The sequence below is a fragment of the Mesorhizobium sp. P2_D6 genome (genome assembly GCF_056404315.1).
This window is the reverse complement of the sequence record NZ_JBFUEG010000020.1, coordinates 56,538-71,735: the sequence shown is the minus strand read 5'-3', so window position 1 is coordinate 71,735 and position 15,198 is coordinate 56,538. Positions and strand designations below refer to the sequence as shown.

Sequence of the window (15,198 nt, the reverse complement as noted above, 5' to 3'; positions counted from 1 at the left end):
TCCACGATTTTGATTATTGAGAGGCATATTGTGCCCGAGGGGGTTTCGATCCCAAAAGTCTACAAGAAGCAAGATGGCGCATATTTCAAGCCGAAATGTCTTTGGTATAGGCATTCGTGCATATAGCCACATCAATGAGTTTAATTTTAACTATAGTCGAGTACCAAACTTCCGCAATTAATGAGTCAATACTGTTTGTCGCTCACTGTATCATAGAATATCACTTTTGTAATCTGAATATCTGACCATGAAATAAAGATAGCGAACGCGCCTTATCCAACCGACGGGATGAACCTAGACCCCTACATTCGGAACGCCACGAACATTTCTGGCCCGAGCCGTTTCGGGCGCCGGTCGCATTTTTTTCTAAGAATTTGCGGACGAAGCGTAGTGTTACCATATTTTTGATATTTCATAAATCGAAATATTTTCAAATATACGATGCGATATATAGAGCCATTGCGAGCTTTCGATTGGGCGTTTTCGTTCTATATCTGACATTTCTTTGTCATACTTGGGCTTTTTGCTATCGCAAAATCCCATTAATATTATTATTTTCTACCGGTATATTGCCATTTTTCGATCATCGCTCGAGTTGAAGCGGCAGACGCTGCCAACCTCATGATTAACCACTCCCCAACGATTACAGTTAAGGATTTGCTAATTTAGTTGACTATGATTTCCACAGGTATATTTTTGATACGTTGGGATATGCAATTTGGGCGAGCAATGGGCGATGGTGGCACCAGACGCGTAACCGCGATTTCGGGGCGTAATCGAATGCTGAACGGCAACCAATAGCCGCATAGCGTCGCCCAGCGACCTCAGAAAGCAGTCAACAGACATCAGGAGTGACGATTCCGCAGAAGCGGAGGGTTTGCGACGTCCGCAGGGGCGTGGCCGGGCAACGCTATGCCCGGGCGGTAGCGTGCGCAGTGCGTAAGGGCGAAGGGGTGGAATATGGGTAGAACTGTCAACGTTCTGAAACTCGAGTCCGGGAACAGCCGAAGGCGCGCCAACATCAATCGGGGCCGCGCCCTGGTTGCCGGCGGGGCAGGATTTCTGGGCTCGCATCTGTGCGAGCGTCTTTTGCTGGATGGATACGACGTTGTCGTGCTGGACAATTTCCACACCGGCAAAAGGTACAATCTCAATGCCATCCTGCGCAATCCGCGATTTACGTGCATCGAGCACGACATTGTCGACGCACTGCCTTCGGATCTTCAGGTCGATGAAATCTACAACCTCGCCTGCCCGGCCTCCCCGCCGCATTACCAGGCTGATCCGATCCATACGTTCAAGACAAGCGTGCTTGGCTCGCTGAACCTGCTCGAACTCGCGCGACGGAACAATGCCAAGATATTTCAGGCTTCGACGTCCGAGGTCTATGGCGACCCCTTGGTGCATCCGCAGCCGGAAGCCTACTTCGGCAACGTCAATCCGCACGGTCCGCGATCCTGCTATGATGAGGGCAAGCGTTCGGCCGAGACGCTGTTCTTCGATTATTCGAGAATGTACGGCCTCGATATCCGCGTCGCGCGGATCTTCAACACCTATGGCCGCCGCATGCAGCCGGACGATGGCCGCGTCGTGTCGAACTTCATCGTCCAAGCTTTGCACGGTGACGTTCTGACCGTCTACGGCAGCGGCCAGCAGACACGTTCATTCTGCTACGCGGACGACCTGATCGAAGGCTTCATCCGGCTGATGAACGCACCGAGCGCGCCGCAGCACCCGGTCAATCTCGGCAATCCTGCCGAATTCACCATTCTGGAACTGGCGACGCAGGTAATCGAATACACCAACTCGCGGTCGAAGATCGTGCATCGGCCGCTGCCCGTCGACGATCCCAAACAGCGCAAGCCGGACATCTCCTTTGCCCGGGAAAAACTTGGCTGGGAGCCAAAGATCAGCCTGAGCCAGGGGCTCGCGCATACCACGGCGTATTTTGACGCCCTGCTCTACTCGAGCCGGCCCGTCAAAGAAGCTGCGATGTAAAATGAGCCGCCCGGCAATCCTTGTGACGGGTGGGGCCGGTTACATCGGCAGCCACACCTGCAAGCTGTTGTCGGCTGCCGGCTACCTGCCCGTCGTTTTCGACAATCTAAGCCGCGGCAACGAGAGATCGGTTGCCTGGGGACCGCTTGTCGTCGGCAATATCCGGGACCGGACAGTGCTGCAGCAGGCGATCAGGACCTATCAGCCGAAGGCGATAATCCACTTTGCAGCGCTGGCCTATGTTGGCGAGTCTGTTCATGAGCCCGCGGAATATTATTCGACCAATGTGTCGGGTACCATCGCGGTGCTGGATGCGGCGCGCGCAAGCTCGATCGAAAACATCATCTTCTCAAGCAGCTGCGCGACATACGGCGTGCCCGAAACACTGCCCATTCGCGAGACCTCGGCGCAAAATCCAATCAGCCCCTATGGGCGCACAAAACTGATGGGCGAGCAGATCATCAGGGACTATGCCTCCGCCTACGGAATGAAATATGCGATCCTGCGTTATTTCAACGCCTGCGGCGCCGATCCGGAGGGCGAGCTGGGCGAATGGCATACGCCGGAAACGCACCTGATCCCGCGAGTGCTCATGGCCGCATCCGGCACGATCGACGAGATCGAGATTTTCGGTGCGGACTACGACACGTCGGATGGCACCTGCGTGCGCGACTACATCCATGTCAGCGATCTGGCCCGCGCGCATCTGAGGGCCCTCATGCATCTTGAGGCGGGTGGCGAAAGCCTGTCTGTCAATCTCGGCACCGGACGCGGGGTTTCGATCAAGGAGATTCTCCAGGCGGTCACCCGGATGACGTCAAAATCGGTTCCCGCGGTCTTCAGGCCCCGGCGCCCGGGAGACCCGGCAGAGCTCTACGCCGACCCGGCCGGCGCACGCGAACATCTGGGTTTCATGCCGGAACTTTCCGACATCGATACGATCGTCAGGACAGCCGCCCCATTCTTCGGACTGGAGGCCGCCGCGTCCACAATTCCGATGCCTACGGCGAAGCGCCGCCAGTCAACTGCGCCAGACATGTCAAATGCATCGGAAAGCAATACCAGCTCGCAAAGCTGGTAGTCGTCCCGTTTGTTGTGTGTCGGGACGTGGGCTCGCTGAGGTGGGTGAGGGCTTCTCAGCGAGCCTTTGATAAAGCCGGCCCTGGAAATCGTGGAGCTCTCTCGCGACGGAAGCGCGTCAATGCGCTTATCCCTGTCTTCATGCATGCCGTGTCCCAAAATAGCATGCGCACTTGGGCCGCATGCATCAACTCTTGGAATCGATCAGGCCACGGACCTTGTCAAACTGCGCGCCCTTTGTATCGCCTTCCTCGAATTTCCGTTGCTCGTCGGAAGGGTCTTCCAGAGAGTGCCTGAAACTGTACCAGAGACCGTCCGGATCCTTGCGCTGCTCGAGGGTCCCACCCCGGATGCGGTGGCTGAAACACGTGCGAATCGGCGCTGCGGCGTAGGTCTTGGACCGCCAGATGAGATCCATGCACATCTTGCCATCGTTGCTCAGATGCCATCTGCCTTCGCCGACAGAAACCGTGTCCTGCTCGGAGGTCCAGGCCCGGACCGGTCGATCCTTCTGTCCGAAATAGGCCGCTCCGTTATCCCATATCCACGTGCGGTCAGCATAAACAAGCTGAAGTTCGAAAGCCGTCGGGACGGTAACGGCATCTGCAGGTCCGCTGTCTTTAGCCGCAGCTGCGTGCGCGGCTCCGCAAAGCGCCATCTGGCACCAAATGGCCAGGAGGGGCGCCAGGGAGACACGCCTGGCAAGTCGATGGCGCCTCACCCCGCTCGCCGATTCAGATGGCAATCCGGTCTGGGTCGTCATGCCGAGCGATCGCATTCGATGTTTGCTTCCCAAGCGGGCATCGACCAGCCGAGCATACCGCAAGAACGGGCCCGGTCCGTCCCGCGCTGATAATTGGCTCCACGCCACAACCATCAGTATTTCGCATGCTATTGACTGCCGCGCGAAGATGTCAACCGGGAGGGCCGACAGTATCTGTCGGAGCGCGCACGGGCTGCAAATCGAGGGCGACGGTCAGGCACGCGGGACATTATACACATCCCTCGACGAAGGGGCCGCTAACCCATAGCGAGCCGTTGCTGTACATGGCGGTCCCGTTGTCGTCGGTGTAGCCGTGAGACTGCTCGTCGACATGCAGCCTGGTGGTTGGCACCAGCTGACCGTTCACCTTGATGCTCTTGATGAACAGGTTGCGATCACCTGGCTTGCCCTCTCCGCCCCACAGGTCGTTGACATAGCGAAGCTCGATCGTCTTCGGGTTCGGAACGCTGCTGAGATCGATGTGGAACGGCTTGGCCTCGGTTGACGCCTGCATTAGCTCCGCAACGGCGGCTTCGGGCGTCGATGCAACGCTTTCCTTGCCCGGGACGTCGATCTCGGCGACGGTCTTTCCGTCGACCAGGACGTCGAACCGAGGCGCGCCTTGGAGATCAATGCCGGCAGCATCGACCTCCAGACTGGTGATGGAGCAACGTCCTGTGTCTTTCGCGGCGGCGGCCACCAGGTCGGCCACGCGCTGCCTCTGCGATTGCACCCATCCGGCGATGGGCTGCAGCAGGGCGTTTCGGTCGCCGGTCTCGGCCGTGAAGAGGTTGGTTCGTTCACCGGAATCGGCCTTGAGGTCGTATTCCTCCACCTTGCCGGTGGTCGCGTTGAAGATGATCTTTCGATCGTTCTCGCGATAGCCGAACAGGAAACCGGCCCAGGGATTGAAGAAGAAGGTCTTGTTTGGCCGTTGCTCGCTGAACAGGCTGCGCCCCTGCCACTGCTTCGGCAGCGGAAGCCCGAGTATGTCGAAGATCGTCGGGGCGATATCGACGATGCCGCCGACCGGGTGCGCAACCTCGTCATGGAAGAGATGCTTGTTGATCATGATGAGCGGGATGTGGATGTTTTCCTCGTAGATCGCGCTGGCATGAATATAGTCGCCATGCTCCCCGAACGCCTCGCCATGATCGCCCAATATGACCACGAGCGTCGAATCGAGCTTGCCGGACTGCTTGAGCGATTCAAGGATCTCGCCAAGCGCTGTATCGCCGACCTTCAGGGCGTTGAGATAAGCATTGAATTTCTGATCATCCGAGTAGTGGACCAGCGTGTCGCCATCGGAGGAAGGCGCCATCTTCGAAAACATCGGGCTGTCGGTGATGTAGGGATAATGGGTCATCGCCGTGAACATTATGCCGAAGAAGGGTTTTCCCGCGTCCTTGTTCATCCAGTCGATGATCGATTGCGCCGTGCAAAGATCGCTGTTGTAGTCCATGTTCTTCCACTGCTCGGAGCTGAGCTTGAAAGTCGGGGTACTGCATTTCTGCCCCCGGTAGTCCTGGATCACATCCAGCCCCTTGTTCAGCAGAAACTCATCGACCCGTTGGAACCGGGAATCCGCGCTCCAGAAAAACCCTGTGCGGAAATTGTTCTTGGACAGGGTGTTGGAGATCGTGTCCAGAGGCAGATATGGATACCTGGTGGTCATGCCATAGTATGAAATATCGTTATACATAGAGGTGAGCAGAGAAAACACCGAGTAATGCGTGGAAGGCGCGTGCGCATATATGCTGTCGAATCGTATGGAGTCCTTTGCGTAACTCTTGATATTTGGTGTGATCGGATACTTGCCGCCATACGTCTCGATGTATTTGGACGGCACCGACTCCATGATGAAAATCAGCACGTTCTTGATCGGGTTTGGCGTCGGCGCCTTGAAGGTCGACGTCTCCGGCGGACGCTCGCCGACGCTCGCGACATCCGCGTCATTGGCGTTGGCGTTCATTGCCAGCACGACCGGCGTTGGATTGAGCACGGCCGATTCAACAAAATACAGGATCGGATTGTCGATCTTGGCCGCCGGCAGCGCCTCCACCCGCACGTGGTACCCGGTACCAGCGATGGCCGCGCCGACACACACAACGAGCACGCCCAGAAAGGCCCCGTAGCCAGCGGCGCTCAGCCGCTGGCACAAACTGGCCGCGACATAGCCAAGGATGAGCACCAGAATGACGGACCCGGAAAGCGTCGCGAAGTCCTTTATGTTGAGCGCGTCGCCCATCGCGTTCCTGGCATCGGCATTCTGCAGGAAGTCGCCATAGACCAGCCACTGGAACGTGAACGGTTCGCCCAGCATCTTGACGAGGTTGATGTTGGCAAATCCCCAGCCCAGAGAGACCACGACAGCAACATAGAAGAGGAAGACGACGATTACTGTGCCGAGACGGCTGGCCTTTGCCAGGAACAGCAGGATCAGGGTCACCACGGTCAGGGAGGTAACGACAATCAAGTCGTAATAGCTCGATGCCAATCCCTTGGGGATGGCCCCTAAAAGGCCTGGAAACGTGGTTTGCGGATCAACGATTGCGCTGCGGTAGACACCCAAAAGCAGCCAGGACAGCAGGCCCGTGCAAATGATCCGCTGGCTCATGCGCCGGAAGCGCATGTCCTTCGACGAAGCCGTCCCCGCCTTCGATTCCATAAGGCTGCTCTCAGGTCGGCTCGCCGACCTCGTATTGCCGCCGATGCTCATACAACTACCCGCCGCCAGCTTGCGCTTCGGCCCAAGCCACGGCCGATAGCGGTCAAACCCCCACCCGCAGAATCGGCTTGCGCTAAAAAAGAGTCAACAAAATCAAGTTTGCGTTAACCAAGTCTCTTGAGAACTGGTTAACCGAACGCATTGTGTTTTGGCCAAGTGAGCCGTTCAAACAACTGTGCACCGCCGTATGAATCGGCGACGGCGGGCGCTGTCGAGCACCCACCGCCGTGATGTTTCAGTACTGCGTCAGCGGTCAGCCGCCACGCAGACGCGTCGGGCTCAGGCTCGCGACGGTCATGCCCCGCTGTTGGGAAGGACACGTCGGCAGAAAGCGGCTCGCATCCGCGTATGTCATCTTCGCGATGGAACTCTTCAGCCCACCACGCTTGGCGATCCAACCGCGAACCCAGCCTGGGTAATTTTTCATCATGAAATTAGCGGCCACCTGATTGCCCCGCGCAGAAACGCCATATGGCAGGTGAAAGCCGAACGAAGCATTCTGCGTGATGCACACCTTGCTCTTGGGCATCGACAGATAAAGCGTGCAGGCCGAGTCACACGAACCGTTGAACCGCACAAAGGTGCCGCTGCGGCGCATTTTCAGCGCACGGATGGCATAGTCGATCACATAGCCACCGCGATCGCCACTGATCGTCTTGACGTTGGCCGTCCCCAGGCTGACGCGCGGTCGCAGCAATTCTCCTGCGGAGCTTGCCGAGACCAGTGCCCCCATCAAACCGAGCGCACCGAGAAACTTCATTATCGTTTTCATTTGCGCCTCCTGCTATGCCGTCAATGACTAGCTGGGAGGCGTAAAGATTGAATATTCCGCGTCGCTAAAGTTGTATCAGTTGATTGATTGTGCAGCTGTTTTAGGACCTGATTGACGATTTGGTTTACCAATGGCGCAGAAGGATGATCACTGAAACGTAAACCCGGCGCGGGCATCGTTGCAGATCGACTGTGCTGCGGAGCGCACTCGGTGGAATTGGATCAGAGGAAATCGGATGGCCGTTGGTGGGACGGAGCGGAGGCCGTCAAAGGAAAGCAAACCTCGCCGCGTCTGCGTCGTGACAAATGCAATCGATCATGGGAGCGAAGACGGCGCCATGGTCGAGCTTGCCAGGCTTTTCGCCGAAGATGGCGACGACGTCACCTTGCTATGGGTTCCAGGCAGGGATGCTCCAGCGGAGGAGGCAGCGCGCCACCGCGACCTGGAGGCGGCCTCGGTGCGACTGGAAATTCTCGACAAATCCGATCAGTTGCTTCCTTCGCTGACGACGCCCGAGAGCCGGTCCGCCGCCGTGCTGCATTATCTCGAACGGTCCGGCCACGATCTGGTCTACGCGCCCCTTGAGGGCGGCTTGCCTTACTACGCGCTGCTGGCGGTCGAGACTGCGGCCTTTGCCGCGCCGCCGATCGTGGTCGTCGCCCACGCTCCGGAAGAATGGGGACATGAAGCCGACAAGGCGTTCATGGACAGCACCGAGGCGATTGCCGTCGCCTACATGGAGAAATACTGCGCCGAGATGGCGAACAGGACGATCTGTGTGTCGGCAGCCTTGCGACAGTGGATGTTGTCGAAGGGCTGGAAGGTGAAGAAGGCGATCGTGACGCCGATGTTGCCGTTGCAGGATCGTCTCGGTCCAGCCGGAGCGCGGCCGTCGATCGTGACGGGAAGCGCCGGAGAACTTGCTGTCTTGGCTGGGTGGCGCTTCCGCGATGGCCTGACGCTGCTTTGCGACGCGCTCGACATCATCGCGCCAACAGCGCCAAAAGAGCTGACGGTCACCGCGTTCGGCCCATTCGGAAAGATCATGGGCGAGCACAGCGGTGGACTGCTTCTGAGACGCGCGGAGCGGTGGCCGTTCAAGCTCAACCTGTTGGCGCACGCAAGCCCCGCCGCAAAGCTCGACTACGTCGCGCGGACCGGTGCGCTTGCCGTCATCCCCGCCCGCGCCGCATCGACGGGCGGCACTGTTGCCGCATGTATCGAGGCGGGATTGCCTTTCGTTGCGACCAATGTCGACGCGAACGCCGAGCGCTGGAATGCGCAGGCGAGGCAACCGCGGCTGGTCGATCCTGACGCTGCCGCGTTGGCGCAGGCGATTTCGGCGGCGCTCAATGACCCGCCTCGCCCACTGCCTGTCGACAGGCTGCGCCAAAGTCGGCAATCGTGGCTGGATACGCGCAATTTGCCGACACCGGCCAAGCGCAGGCGCGTCGACAAAAGTGTCGGGTCGTCACCACTGGTCTCCATTGTCATGGCCCACCGCAACCGGCCGCTCTATCTGAAACAGGCAATCGCGGCGATCGAGGCGCAAACCTACGATCACCTGGAGCTGGTTCTGGTCGACGACGGAAGCGACCTGGACGAAGCCAGGCGATTGCTGGATACGCTGGAACCGACCTTCCGTCAGCGCGGATGGAAGATCCTGCGCCGACCGCACGAGCATCTCGGCGCGGCGCGAAACGCCGGCATCCGCGCTTCGCAAGGCGCGCTGATCCTGTTCGTCGACGATGACAACGCGCTGTTTGCGGAGGCCGTCGATCATTTCGTGCGTGCGATTGCAACATCGGGCGCTGACATCTGCACTGCGTTCCAACTGATCTTCTACGAGGATTTGGTGCCTGAGCATCGCGCTGACGGGCTGATCCAGTACCTGCCACTGGGTGGTCCCGACGCGCTCGGCCTGATCCACAACGTCTACGGTGACGCGAATGCTATGATGCGCCGATCTGTGTTCTCTCAGATCGGGTTCCTGATCGAAAAGCCCGGCTACGCCATGCACGACTGGGAGTTCTTTGCGCGAGCCTCTCTCGCAGGTCTCAAGATCAGGACGATTCCAAAGCCGCTATACTGGTATCGCTCGAGACCGGATGGAATGTTTCGGACGTCGAACTGGTACGACAACCAGCTTCCCGTCCTGGAGGCGTTCAGGTCGAGCCAACCTGATGACCTCCGCCTGCTGCATCATTTGGCCGTCGCCCAGAACACGCACCGGTCCGAAATTGAAAGTGCCCGCGAAAACCTGAAATACACCCCCGGCAATCGAAAATATCTGGAGCTGTGCGACATCGAACCGAACAGCGATGCAGCCATAGAGAAGCTTGCGAGCATTGCTGTGTCGATCGGTCGCCCCGATACGGCTGCCACCTTGCTTGGACGCCCCGCCGCCACGCACCACAATGCCCCGTACAGTCCTGATGTCGGCGGCAGTTCGATCATCCTCGACTACGACATACTGAGGAGCGCACGGTTGCTTACACCGCGCGTCTCGGCTCTCCCGCTGCTGCTTGTCGCACCGGATGACGGCGGGTTGTTCTTGCGTCCGCATGCGGACGGCCCGGTCGCCGCATCGCTTGACCACCAATTTCCAGCCTTCTTCCGGAAGGTGGAAGCAATCGTTGAAATCGCTCATGCCGACGCGCCGTCGATAGATTTTGCTCTCGCCCTTTCTCGACCCGATCAAACCATAGATTGGCAACAGGACATCGGCGCGCAGGCGATCGCCTTTTCAGGCTGGGTGAGCATCGAAGACAAATTCGTGCGCCATCCCTTGGTGGCAGAGCTGCGCGCACGACGGAAGATGCCGCTTTCGATCGTTCTCGCCGTTCGCTTCGCTGAAACGCCCAATGGTTCTCCGACCAATGCTTTTTTCCGCAGGCTGACACTGTTCGGCGACTAGCGGTGATCCGACAAAGCAGGAGAGACCCGCGAGCGCAAGCGAGGCCCCGCTCCGATCAATTGCGCGCGTTAACCATGTTGGCACAACCTTGCCGAAATGGTTGACAAAACATTAACAGATGCTAATATTTTCAGTGGGTTGTTTTGTGTGTGGGGTGTGTTATGCGCAAGGTTCATTCGCTGCTTTTGGGCGGACTTAGTCTGCTGGGTTTGAGCGTCGCTTTCTCGGGCGCGGCGCAGGCGAAAATCGACGTTGGCGTCAAGGAAGCCGAGCTTGCTTGCGAGCAGGCCCTCAAAACCGGCACCATCGAGGCGCTTGAGGACTATCTGCACCGTTACCCGAATGCTCCGTCAGCCTGCAAGGCGCTTGCTCTCAACAGTCTGTCCCAGTTTGGGCCAGAAGATGGGGACGGAAACCCTGGTGATGGTGGCCACCGCTACGGCGGATAAGCATCGGCCGGTTTTCCCCATTCAATAGTTCGCCATTTCAGGTGGCTGCGTCACCGCGATGTTGCGGTGTCCAGGGTAGAAACGAATTCGGCATAGCGATCCGAGGTTCTCATCCAGCCGAGGTCCACGAGTTGCGCGGCGTCTCCGCGATAGCGGACAGACCTATGGTTACGGAGCGCCAGTTTCGGATCGCGCTCCAAGGCTTCCATGTAGGCGGCGCGCTCCTCAAGCGTCTTTTCCTTGAGTTGCGCATTTTCACTCAGAGACGACGCTGATTTCTGGCGAAATCCCCAGACGAATTTGAAGTGCAGCAATGCGACGCGCAGTTCGCTGAATCGGACCTTGCTGATCGTGTGCTGCGCGACGTGATAATGCGTGCCCCGCCCCCATTTTACGATCGGCACCTTTGTCAGGCACGGGGGAAAGGTTTGCTTGAACCGGCCGTGCCAGAAGACCCGTTCCCTCACGCCACCGAACATCTGCTCCGGTGGATACATACCGTCGCGGGCGCGCAGCCATCCTGGCTCCGGGTCAAAATAGGGTGAAGCTTCAACAAGCGGGATCGTGCCATCATAGCTGTATTCGGCCAACGGACCGTCGGCATACATGTCGATCATGGAGCCTATCACAGCGTCCGCGCCGGTCGAATCGAGATAGCTGCAAAGCTGCCGCAGGTTCGCTCGCTCAAAATCGGGATAGACGAGAAGCTCGTCAGCGTCGATCGAAAGGCACCAATGGCCGGTGCCGAACACATTCATGAGCGTGTTGATCCATCGCGGCGGATCGATGTTTTCAGAGAAATGCGATCCTTCCGTGTGGAAGCAGTGGCTGTCCGGCTGCTCCAGGATCAGTTCACGCGTCCCGTCCGTGGAACCATTGTCCAGGAAGAAGAACCGATCGACGCCGAGGCCCCGGTAATGGTCGAGAAGTTGCGGTAGCAGCGTCGCTTCATTGCGCAGTCCGACAAAGCACAAGATCTCACCATCGGTCACGTCAATCGGCCGGTCGTCCAGTCGCGCGAGATGTTTTGGGGATCGAAGTTCAACCATCCGAACGTCATCAAACCTGTTTACGCGAAAGGCAGGTGCGGTATGGTGAGCCCCGCGAGACGATTATCGAAGTATTATCCAACTGTTGGCAAGACTGTTTCGAGCGAAGCGGGCTGACAAGGGGGACTCATTGAGCGTTGGTTCCAAGGCAGGCGCTATGCCCAAGGGCAAGCGACAGGCAAGCCAGAAGCCGCGCAATGTGTGTGTCGTTTCGGAGGTTGAGTTCGGCTCGACGGTGACTGGCGATCACGGGTCGGTGACCTACGCGCTGGCGCAGCATCTGGCGGGAACCGGTGACACCGTGACGCTGCTTTGGGCGCCGAGCCCGCTCGGCAGCCAGCCCGATGATCAGGAAATCGCCAGGCTACGCAAATGGTGCTTCGACAATTTCCTGGTGCGGCTCGAATTGCTGCCGCCGTCGCCGGAGTTGCTGCGCGGCATGGATTCCAGCGACAAGAACTCATTGGCTGTCTACCACTACCTCAAGCAGAATGCATTCGACGTCGTCTATTTTGCGCTTGAAGGCGGACTGGCGCATTTCTCTAACCTTGCGAAGCGCACAGGCGTCTTTCCCGACCCGCCCGCGATCGTCGTGCTCGCGCATGAGCCGCTTATGTGGAAGCTGGAAGCCAATTCCCGGGCGGTCGAACGAAAGGAGCAGATGACCGTCGCGCACATGGAAAAGATGTCGGCGGAAATGTGCGACCATCTTGTCATCGCTGGCCAGTCGCTGCTCGACTGGATGGCCAAGGCGGTATGGAAGCTGCCCACCAGCCGTCACATTGCTGCGCCTCTCGAGCCGGAGGAGTGGCGTTCGAACTTCGCTGTCGATCACTACAGGCCGAGAGAGCGGCCCGCCGCCGAAGTGGTTCATTTCTCGGGCACAGAGGCGCGTGATGGACTGACGCTGTTCTGCGATGCGCTCGATCATCTGGCCGACAGCGGCGTCACCGATCTGACAGTGACGGTTGTCGGCGCGTTCGGTCATGTCCTGGGTGAGCATTCGGGTGGCATGATCGTTCGGCGTGCGCGGCAATGGCCGTTCAAATTGAAGCTCCTGCCCATTCGCGATGAGCCTGATATCTACAGATACCTGCGGCAGAGTCATGCGCTGGTAGCGATGACACACTCAGCGGCTCAGCTTCCGCTGGAAGTGATGACGTGCCTCGACGAAGAGATTCCGTTCGTCGCGACAGATGTCGGCAGCATACGTGACGTGCTCCATCCGAAGTCGGCTGACGCCGTTATGATGGAGGCGTCCGCGTCCGCCGTCGCGGCCAAAATTGCGTCTGTGCTGGAAAGCCCATCGTTTGGTCCGGCAAAGCCCCTGCAAAAGCGGGACGCGCGTGAGAAAACCTGGAGCAGGCTGCATGCAAAATTCTCCCGTGAACCCGGTAAGGTCTTCAGTCGCAGCCGGAGCCGACCGCCGCTCGTTTCGATCATAACTGCGCACTACAACCGGGCGCGCCTGTTGCCTCAGGCGATTGCCTCGGTTCGACGCCAGGACTATCCCAACATCGAATTGATCGTCGTCGATGACGGCAGCACCGATCCAGATGCAATCCAATTGTTGGCGGAGGTCGAACCGGAGTTCGAGCAGCGAGGCTGGCGGATCATCCGGCAGAAGAACGGCTTTCTCGGCAAGGCGCGCAACACGGGAATCCGCGCTGCCAAGGGTTCACTGATCCTGTTCCTGGACGACGACAACGTGCTGTTCCCGAACGCCGTCAGTACGTTCGTCGCCGGCATGCAAAAGTCCGGCGCCGATATCTGCACGACCTTCGCCAAGTGGCTCAACGAGCCCTTCGTGCCGCCGGACACCAAGAGCGGCTACATGCTTTACTTCCCGGTCGGCGGACCTACGGACATCGCCTTGCTCAACAATCCGTATGGCGACGCCAATGCGATGTTCCGGCGTGAGGTGTTCGACAAGATAGGTTACCTGAATGAAGAGCGGGGGTTTTCCGCAAGCGATTGGGAATTTTTCCTTCGCGCGGACCTGGCAGGCATGGAGATCGTCCCCGTCCCGGAGCCGCTCTATTGGTACCGGTCGGCACCGACGGGCATGAATCGAAATGCCGAGTGGCTGAGGAATCGCAAGCCGATCATCGCTGTCTTTCGAAAGCACAGATTCACGAAAACGGACATGTTCGTGCAACTCGGCATCAGCTCGAACACCGACGATCATGAGAAGGAGCTCAACCTCTGGAATTTAGAGCTGCGCGTCAATGACGAGCGGTATCTCAGATTGAGTACGGGTCCCGCCAATACCGCGGACGCAATGCAGTTGCTGGCCGAGATCGCGGCACGCGAAGGCAGGGCGGATACCGCAATTTCGCTTCTCGCCCATGCAGGGCGAACCGACTTCGCCCTGGGTGTGGCTGAAATACTCAACGCGGCGACCGAAGAGACCGTGCCGGAGTTGCATTCCTCACTTTACCGCGAGCAGTATCTTTCCGCCGAGCCCATGCGCCTGGCTCATGTCAGTTCGTATCCGGATGCCGATCCGGACCTGTTGAGCTATGTGGAACAATCGCCGGACCAGTTGTTCTTAGAAGCCAAGGGCAGCAATGTCACCATGGCTTTGCTGAAAGGCGTCTGCCCGCCGGGCGCCATAGGCGCGAGTTGTTGGGTTTACCTCGACGAGGAGCTGACGGGCTCTGCGCAGTTTCAGCTCGCGATCGTGGACGCAGAAAACCAGACCTTGAGCAATCTCGCCCAGCTGCTTGAGGATGAGAGCGGGAGCGGTTGGGCCGATGTCAGCCGACAGCACGAGGCGCGTGAGATAGGGGCGACCGTCAGTTCGCCGGCAACCGGCCGACGCGATTTGCTGTTTGCAGTCAAATGCGGCGGCAGCCGCCCGGACGCGCGCGTACTTGGCGGCTTTTCGAGCGTCCAGATCCGCCATGTCGTTTCGACCGACGCGCGGCGCCCGCGCCTCAACGCACCGCAACAGCGCCAACGCATGCGTCGAATGACCAATGATGAGATGAAGCGTGCGACGCTTGTGACGGACTATCCGTCCGAGCTGCCGACGCTGCTCATCGCCGGTGACAATAGCGGCATCTTCCTGCGGCCGAACACGCATGGCCCGGTTGTTGCCGCCCTCAATTCGGCCTTTCCGGCCTTTGCCAGAAGCGTCATCGCGACGGTGGAGATCGCTCACGATGACGCATCCCCATTCGAGTTCGCCATGGCGCTGGGCAGGCAGGAAGAAAAACTCGTGTGGAAACACGATGCTCCTGTCGGCGCCTTGTCATTCTCCGGATGGACGCGCGTCTCGAGACCTTTCGAACTGCATGACTTGAAAGTTTCGATCCGCGAGATCGATCGCAAGTGGCTGACGATCTATCTGGCAATCCGGCTGCCACGCGGTTCGAAGCCGATGCCGTCCAATGCTTTCTGGCGCAAGTTGTTGCTGGTGTGGGACTGACAGGCACGC

Annotated in this window: 9 protein-coding genes and 1 pseudogene; 6 read left to right on the top strand and 4 right to left on the bottom strand. The window is 58.7% G+C overall.

Going from position 1 to position 15,198, the window contains the following annotated elements:
- Window positions 1–960 precede the first annotated feature (960 nt).
- Both AC1D1L_RS28730 and galE read left to right on the top strand, forming a co-directional pair.
- Complete coding sequence (locus AC1D1L_RS28730; RefSeq protein ID WP_477344617.1) at window positions 961–1,998, top strand: UDP-glucuronic acid decarboxylase family protein; 1,038 nt, start codon at window positions 961–963, stop codon at window positions 1,996–1,998.
- Between the two features lies 1 nt (window position 1,999).
- Window positions 2,000–3,079, top strand: a complete 1,080-nt coding sequence (galE, locus tag AC1D1L_RS28725; protein ID WP_477344616.1) for a UDP-glucose 4-epimerase GalE — start codon at window positions 2,000–2,002, stop codon at window positions 3,077–3,079.
- Between the two features lie 186 nt (window positions 3,080–3,265).
- On the opposite strand, the gene AC1D1L_RS28720 is transcribed toward galE, so the two are convergent.
- The 3 genes from AC1D1L_RS28720 to AC1D1L_RS28710 all read right to left on the bottom strand — a co-directional run bounded on the left by AC1D1L_RS28720 (window position 3,266) and on the right by AC1D1L_RS28710 (window position 7,341).
- Window positions 3,266–3,841: a DUF995 domain-containing protein gene (locus tag AC1D1L_RS28720; RefSeq protein WP_477344615.1), complete on the bottom strand. Its 576-nt coding sequence runs from the start codon at window positions 3,839–3,841 to the stop codon at window positions 3,266–3,268.
- A 229-nt stretch (window positions 3,842–4,070) separates the two neighbouring features.
- Window positions 4,071–6,560, bottom strand: a complete 2,490-nt coding sequence (locus AC1D1L_RS28715; protein ID WP_477344613.1) for a sulfatase-like hydrolase/transferase — start codon at window positions 6,558–6,560, stop codon at window positions 4,071–4,073.
- A gap of 262 nt (window positions 6,561–6,822) precedes the next feature.
- Complete coding sequence (locus AC1D1L_RS28710; RefSeq protein WP_477344612.1) at window positions 6,823–7,341, bottom strand: hypothetical protein; 519 nt, start codon at window positions 7,339–7,341, stop codon at window positions 6,823–6,825.
- Window positions 7,342–7,576: 235 nt separating this feature from the next.
- Here AC1D1L_RS28710 and AC1D1L_RS28705 point away from each other — a divergent pair.
- The 3 genes and pseudogenes from AC1D1L_RS28705 to AC1D1L_RS28695 all read left to right on the top strand — a co-directional run.
- A pseudogene (locus AC1D1L_RS28705) lies at window positions 7,577–8,152 on the top strand (glycosyltransferase family 4 protein); the annotation flags it as partial.
- 12 nt (window positions 8,153–8,164) lie between these two features.
- Window positions 8,165–10,258, top strand: a complete 2,094-nt coding sequence (locus AC1D1L_RS28700; RefSeq protein ID WP_477344654.1) for a glycosyltransferase family 2 protein — start codon at window positions 8,165–8,167, stop codon at window positions 10,256–10,258.
- Between the two features lie 161 nt (window positions 10,259–10,419).
- A complete protein-coding gene (locus AC1D1L_RS28695; RefSeq protein WP_477344611.1) occupies window positions 10,420–10,707 on the top strand; it encodes a hypothetical protein in 288 nt (95 codons plus the stop codon).
- A 50-nt stretch (window positions 10,708–10,757) separates the two neighbouring features.
- On the opposite strand, the gene AC1D1L_RS28690 is transcribed toward AC1D1L_RS28695, so the two are convergent.
- Window positions 10,758–11,756: a glycosyltransferase family 2 protein gene (locus AC1D1L_RS28690; protein WP_477344610.1), complete on the bottom strand. Its 999-nt coding sequence runs from the start codon at window positions 11,754–11,756 to the stop codon at window positions 10,758–10,760.
- Window positions 11,757–11,913: 157 nt separating this feature from the next.
- Between AC1D1L_RS28690 and AC1D1L_RS28685 the strand changes: the two genes are divergently transcribed.
- Window positions 11,914–15,189: a DUF6212 domain-containing protein gene (locus AC1D1L_RS28685; protein ID WP_477344608.1), complete on the top strand. Its 3,276-nt coding sequence runs from the start codon at window positions 11,914–11,916 to the stop codon at window positions 15,187–15,189.
- Window positions 15,190–15,198: the final 9 nt, after the last annotated feature.

What these genes read in the sequence shown, in the direction of transcription:
- AC1D1L_RS28715 (WP_477344613.1), bottom strand. Translation starts at nt 6,560, where the DNA reads ATGAGCATCGGCGGCAATACGAGGTCGGCGAGCCGACCTGAGAGCAGC.
- AC1D1L_RS28690 (WP_477344610.1), bottom strand. Translation starts at nt 11,756, where the DNA reads ATGGTTGAACTTCGATCCCCAAAACATCTCGCGCGACTGGACGACCGG.
- AC1D1L_RS28695 (WP_477344611.1), top strand. Translation starts at nt 10,420, where the DNA reads ATGCGCAAGGTTCATTCGCTGCTTTTGGGCGGACTTAGTCTGCTGGGT.
- AC1D1L_RS28710 (WP_477344612.1), bottom strand. Translation starts at nt 7,341, where the DNA reads ATGAAAACGATAATGAAGTTTCTCGGTGCGCTCGGTTTGATGGGGGCA.
- AC1D1L_RS28720 (WP_477344615.1), bottom strand. Translation starts at nt 3,841, where the DNA reads ATGACGACCCAGACCGGATTGCCATCTGAATCGGCGAGCGGGGTGAGG.
- AC1D1L_RS28685 (WP_477344608.1), top strand. Translation starts at nt 11,914, where the DNA reads ATGCCCAAGGGCAAGCGACAGGCAAGCCAGAAGCCGCGCAATGTGTGT.
- galE (WP_477344616.1), top strand. Translation starts at nt 2,000, where the DNA reads ATGAGCCGCCCGGCAATCCTTGTGACGGGTGGGGCCGGTTACATCGGC.
- AC1D1L_RS28730 (WP_477344617.1), top strand. Translation starts at nt 961, where the DNA reads ATGGGTAGAACTGTCAACGTTCTGAAACTCGAGTCCGGGAACAGCCGA.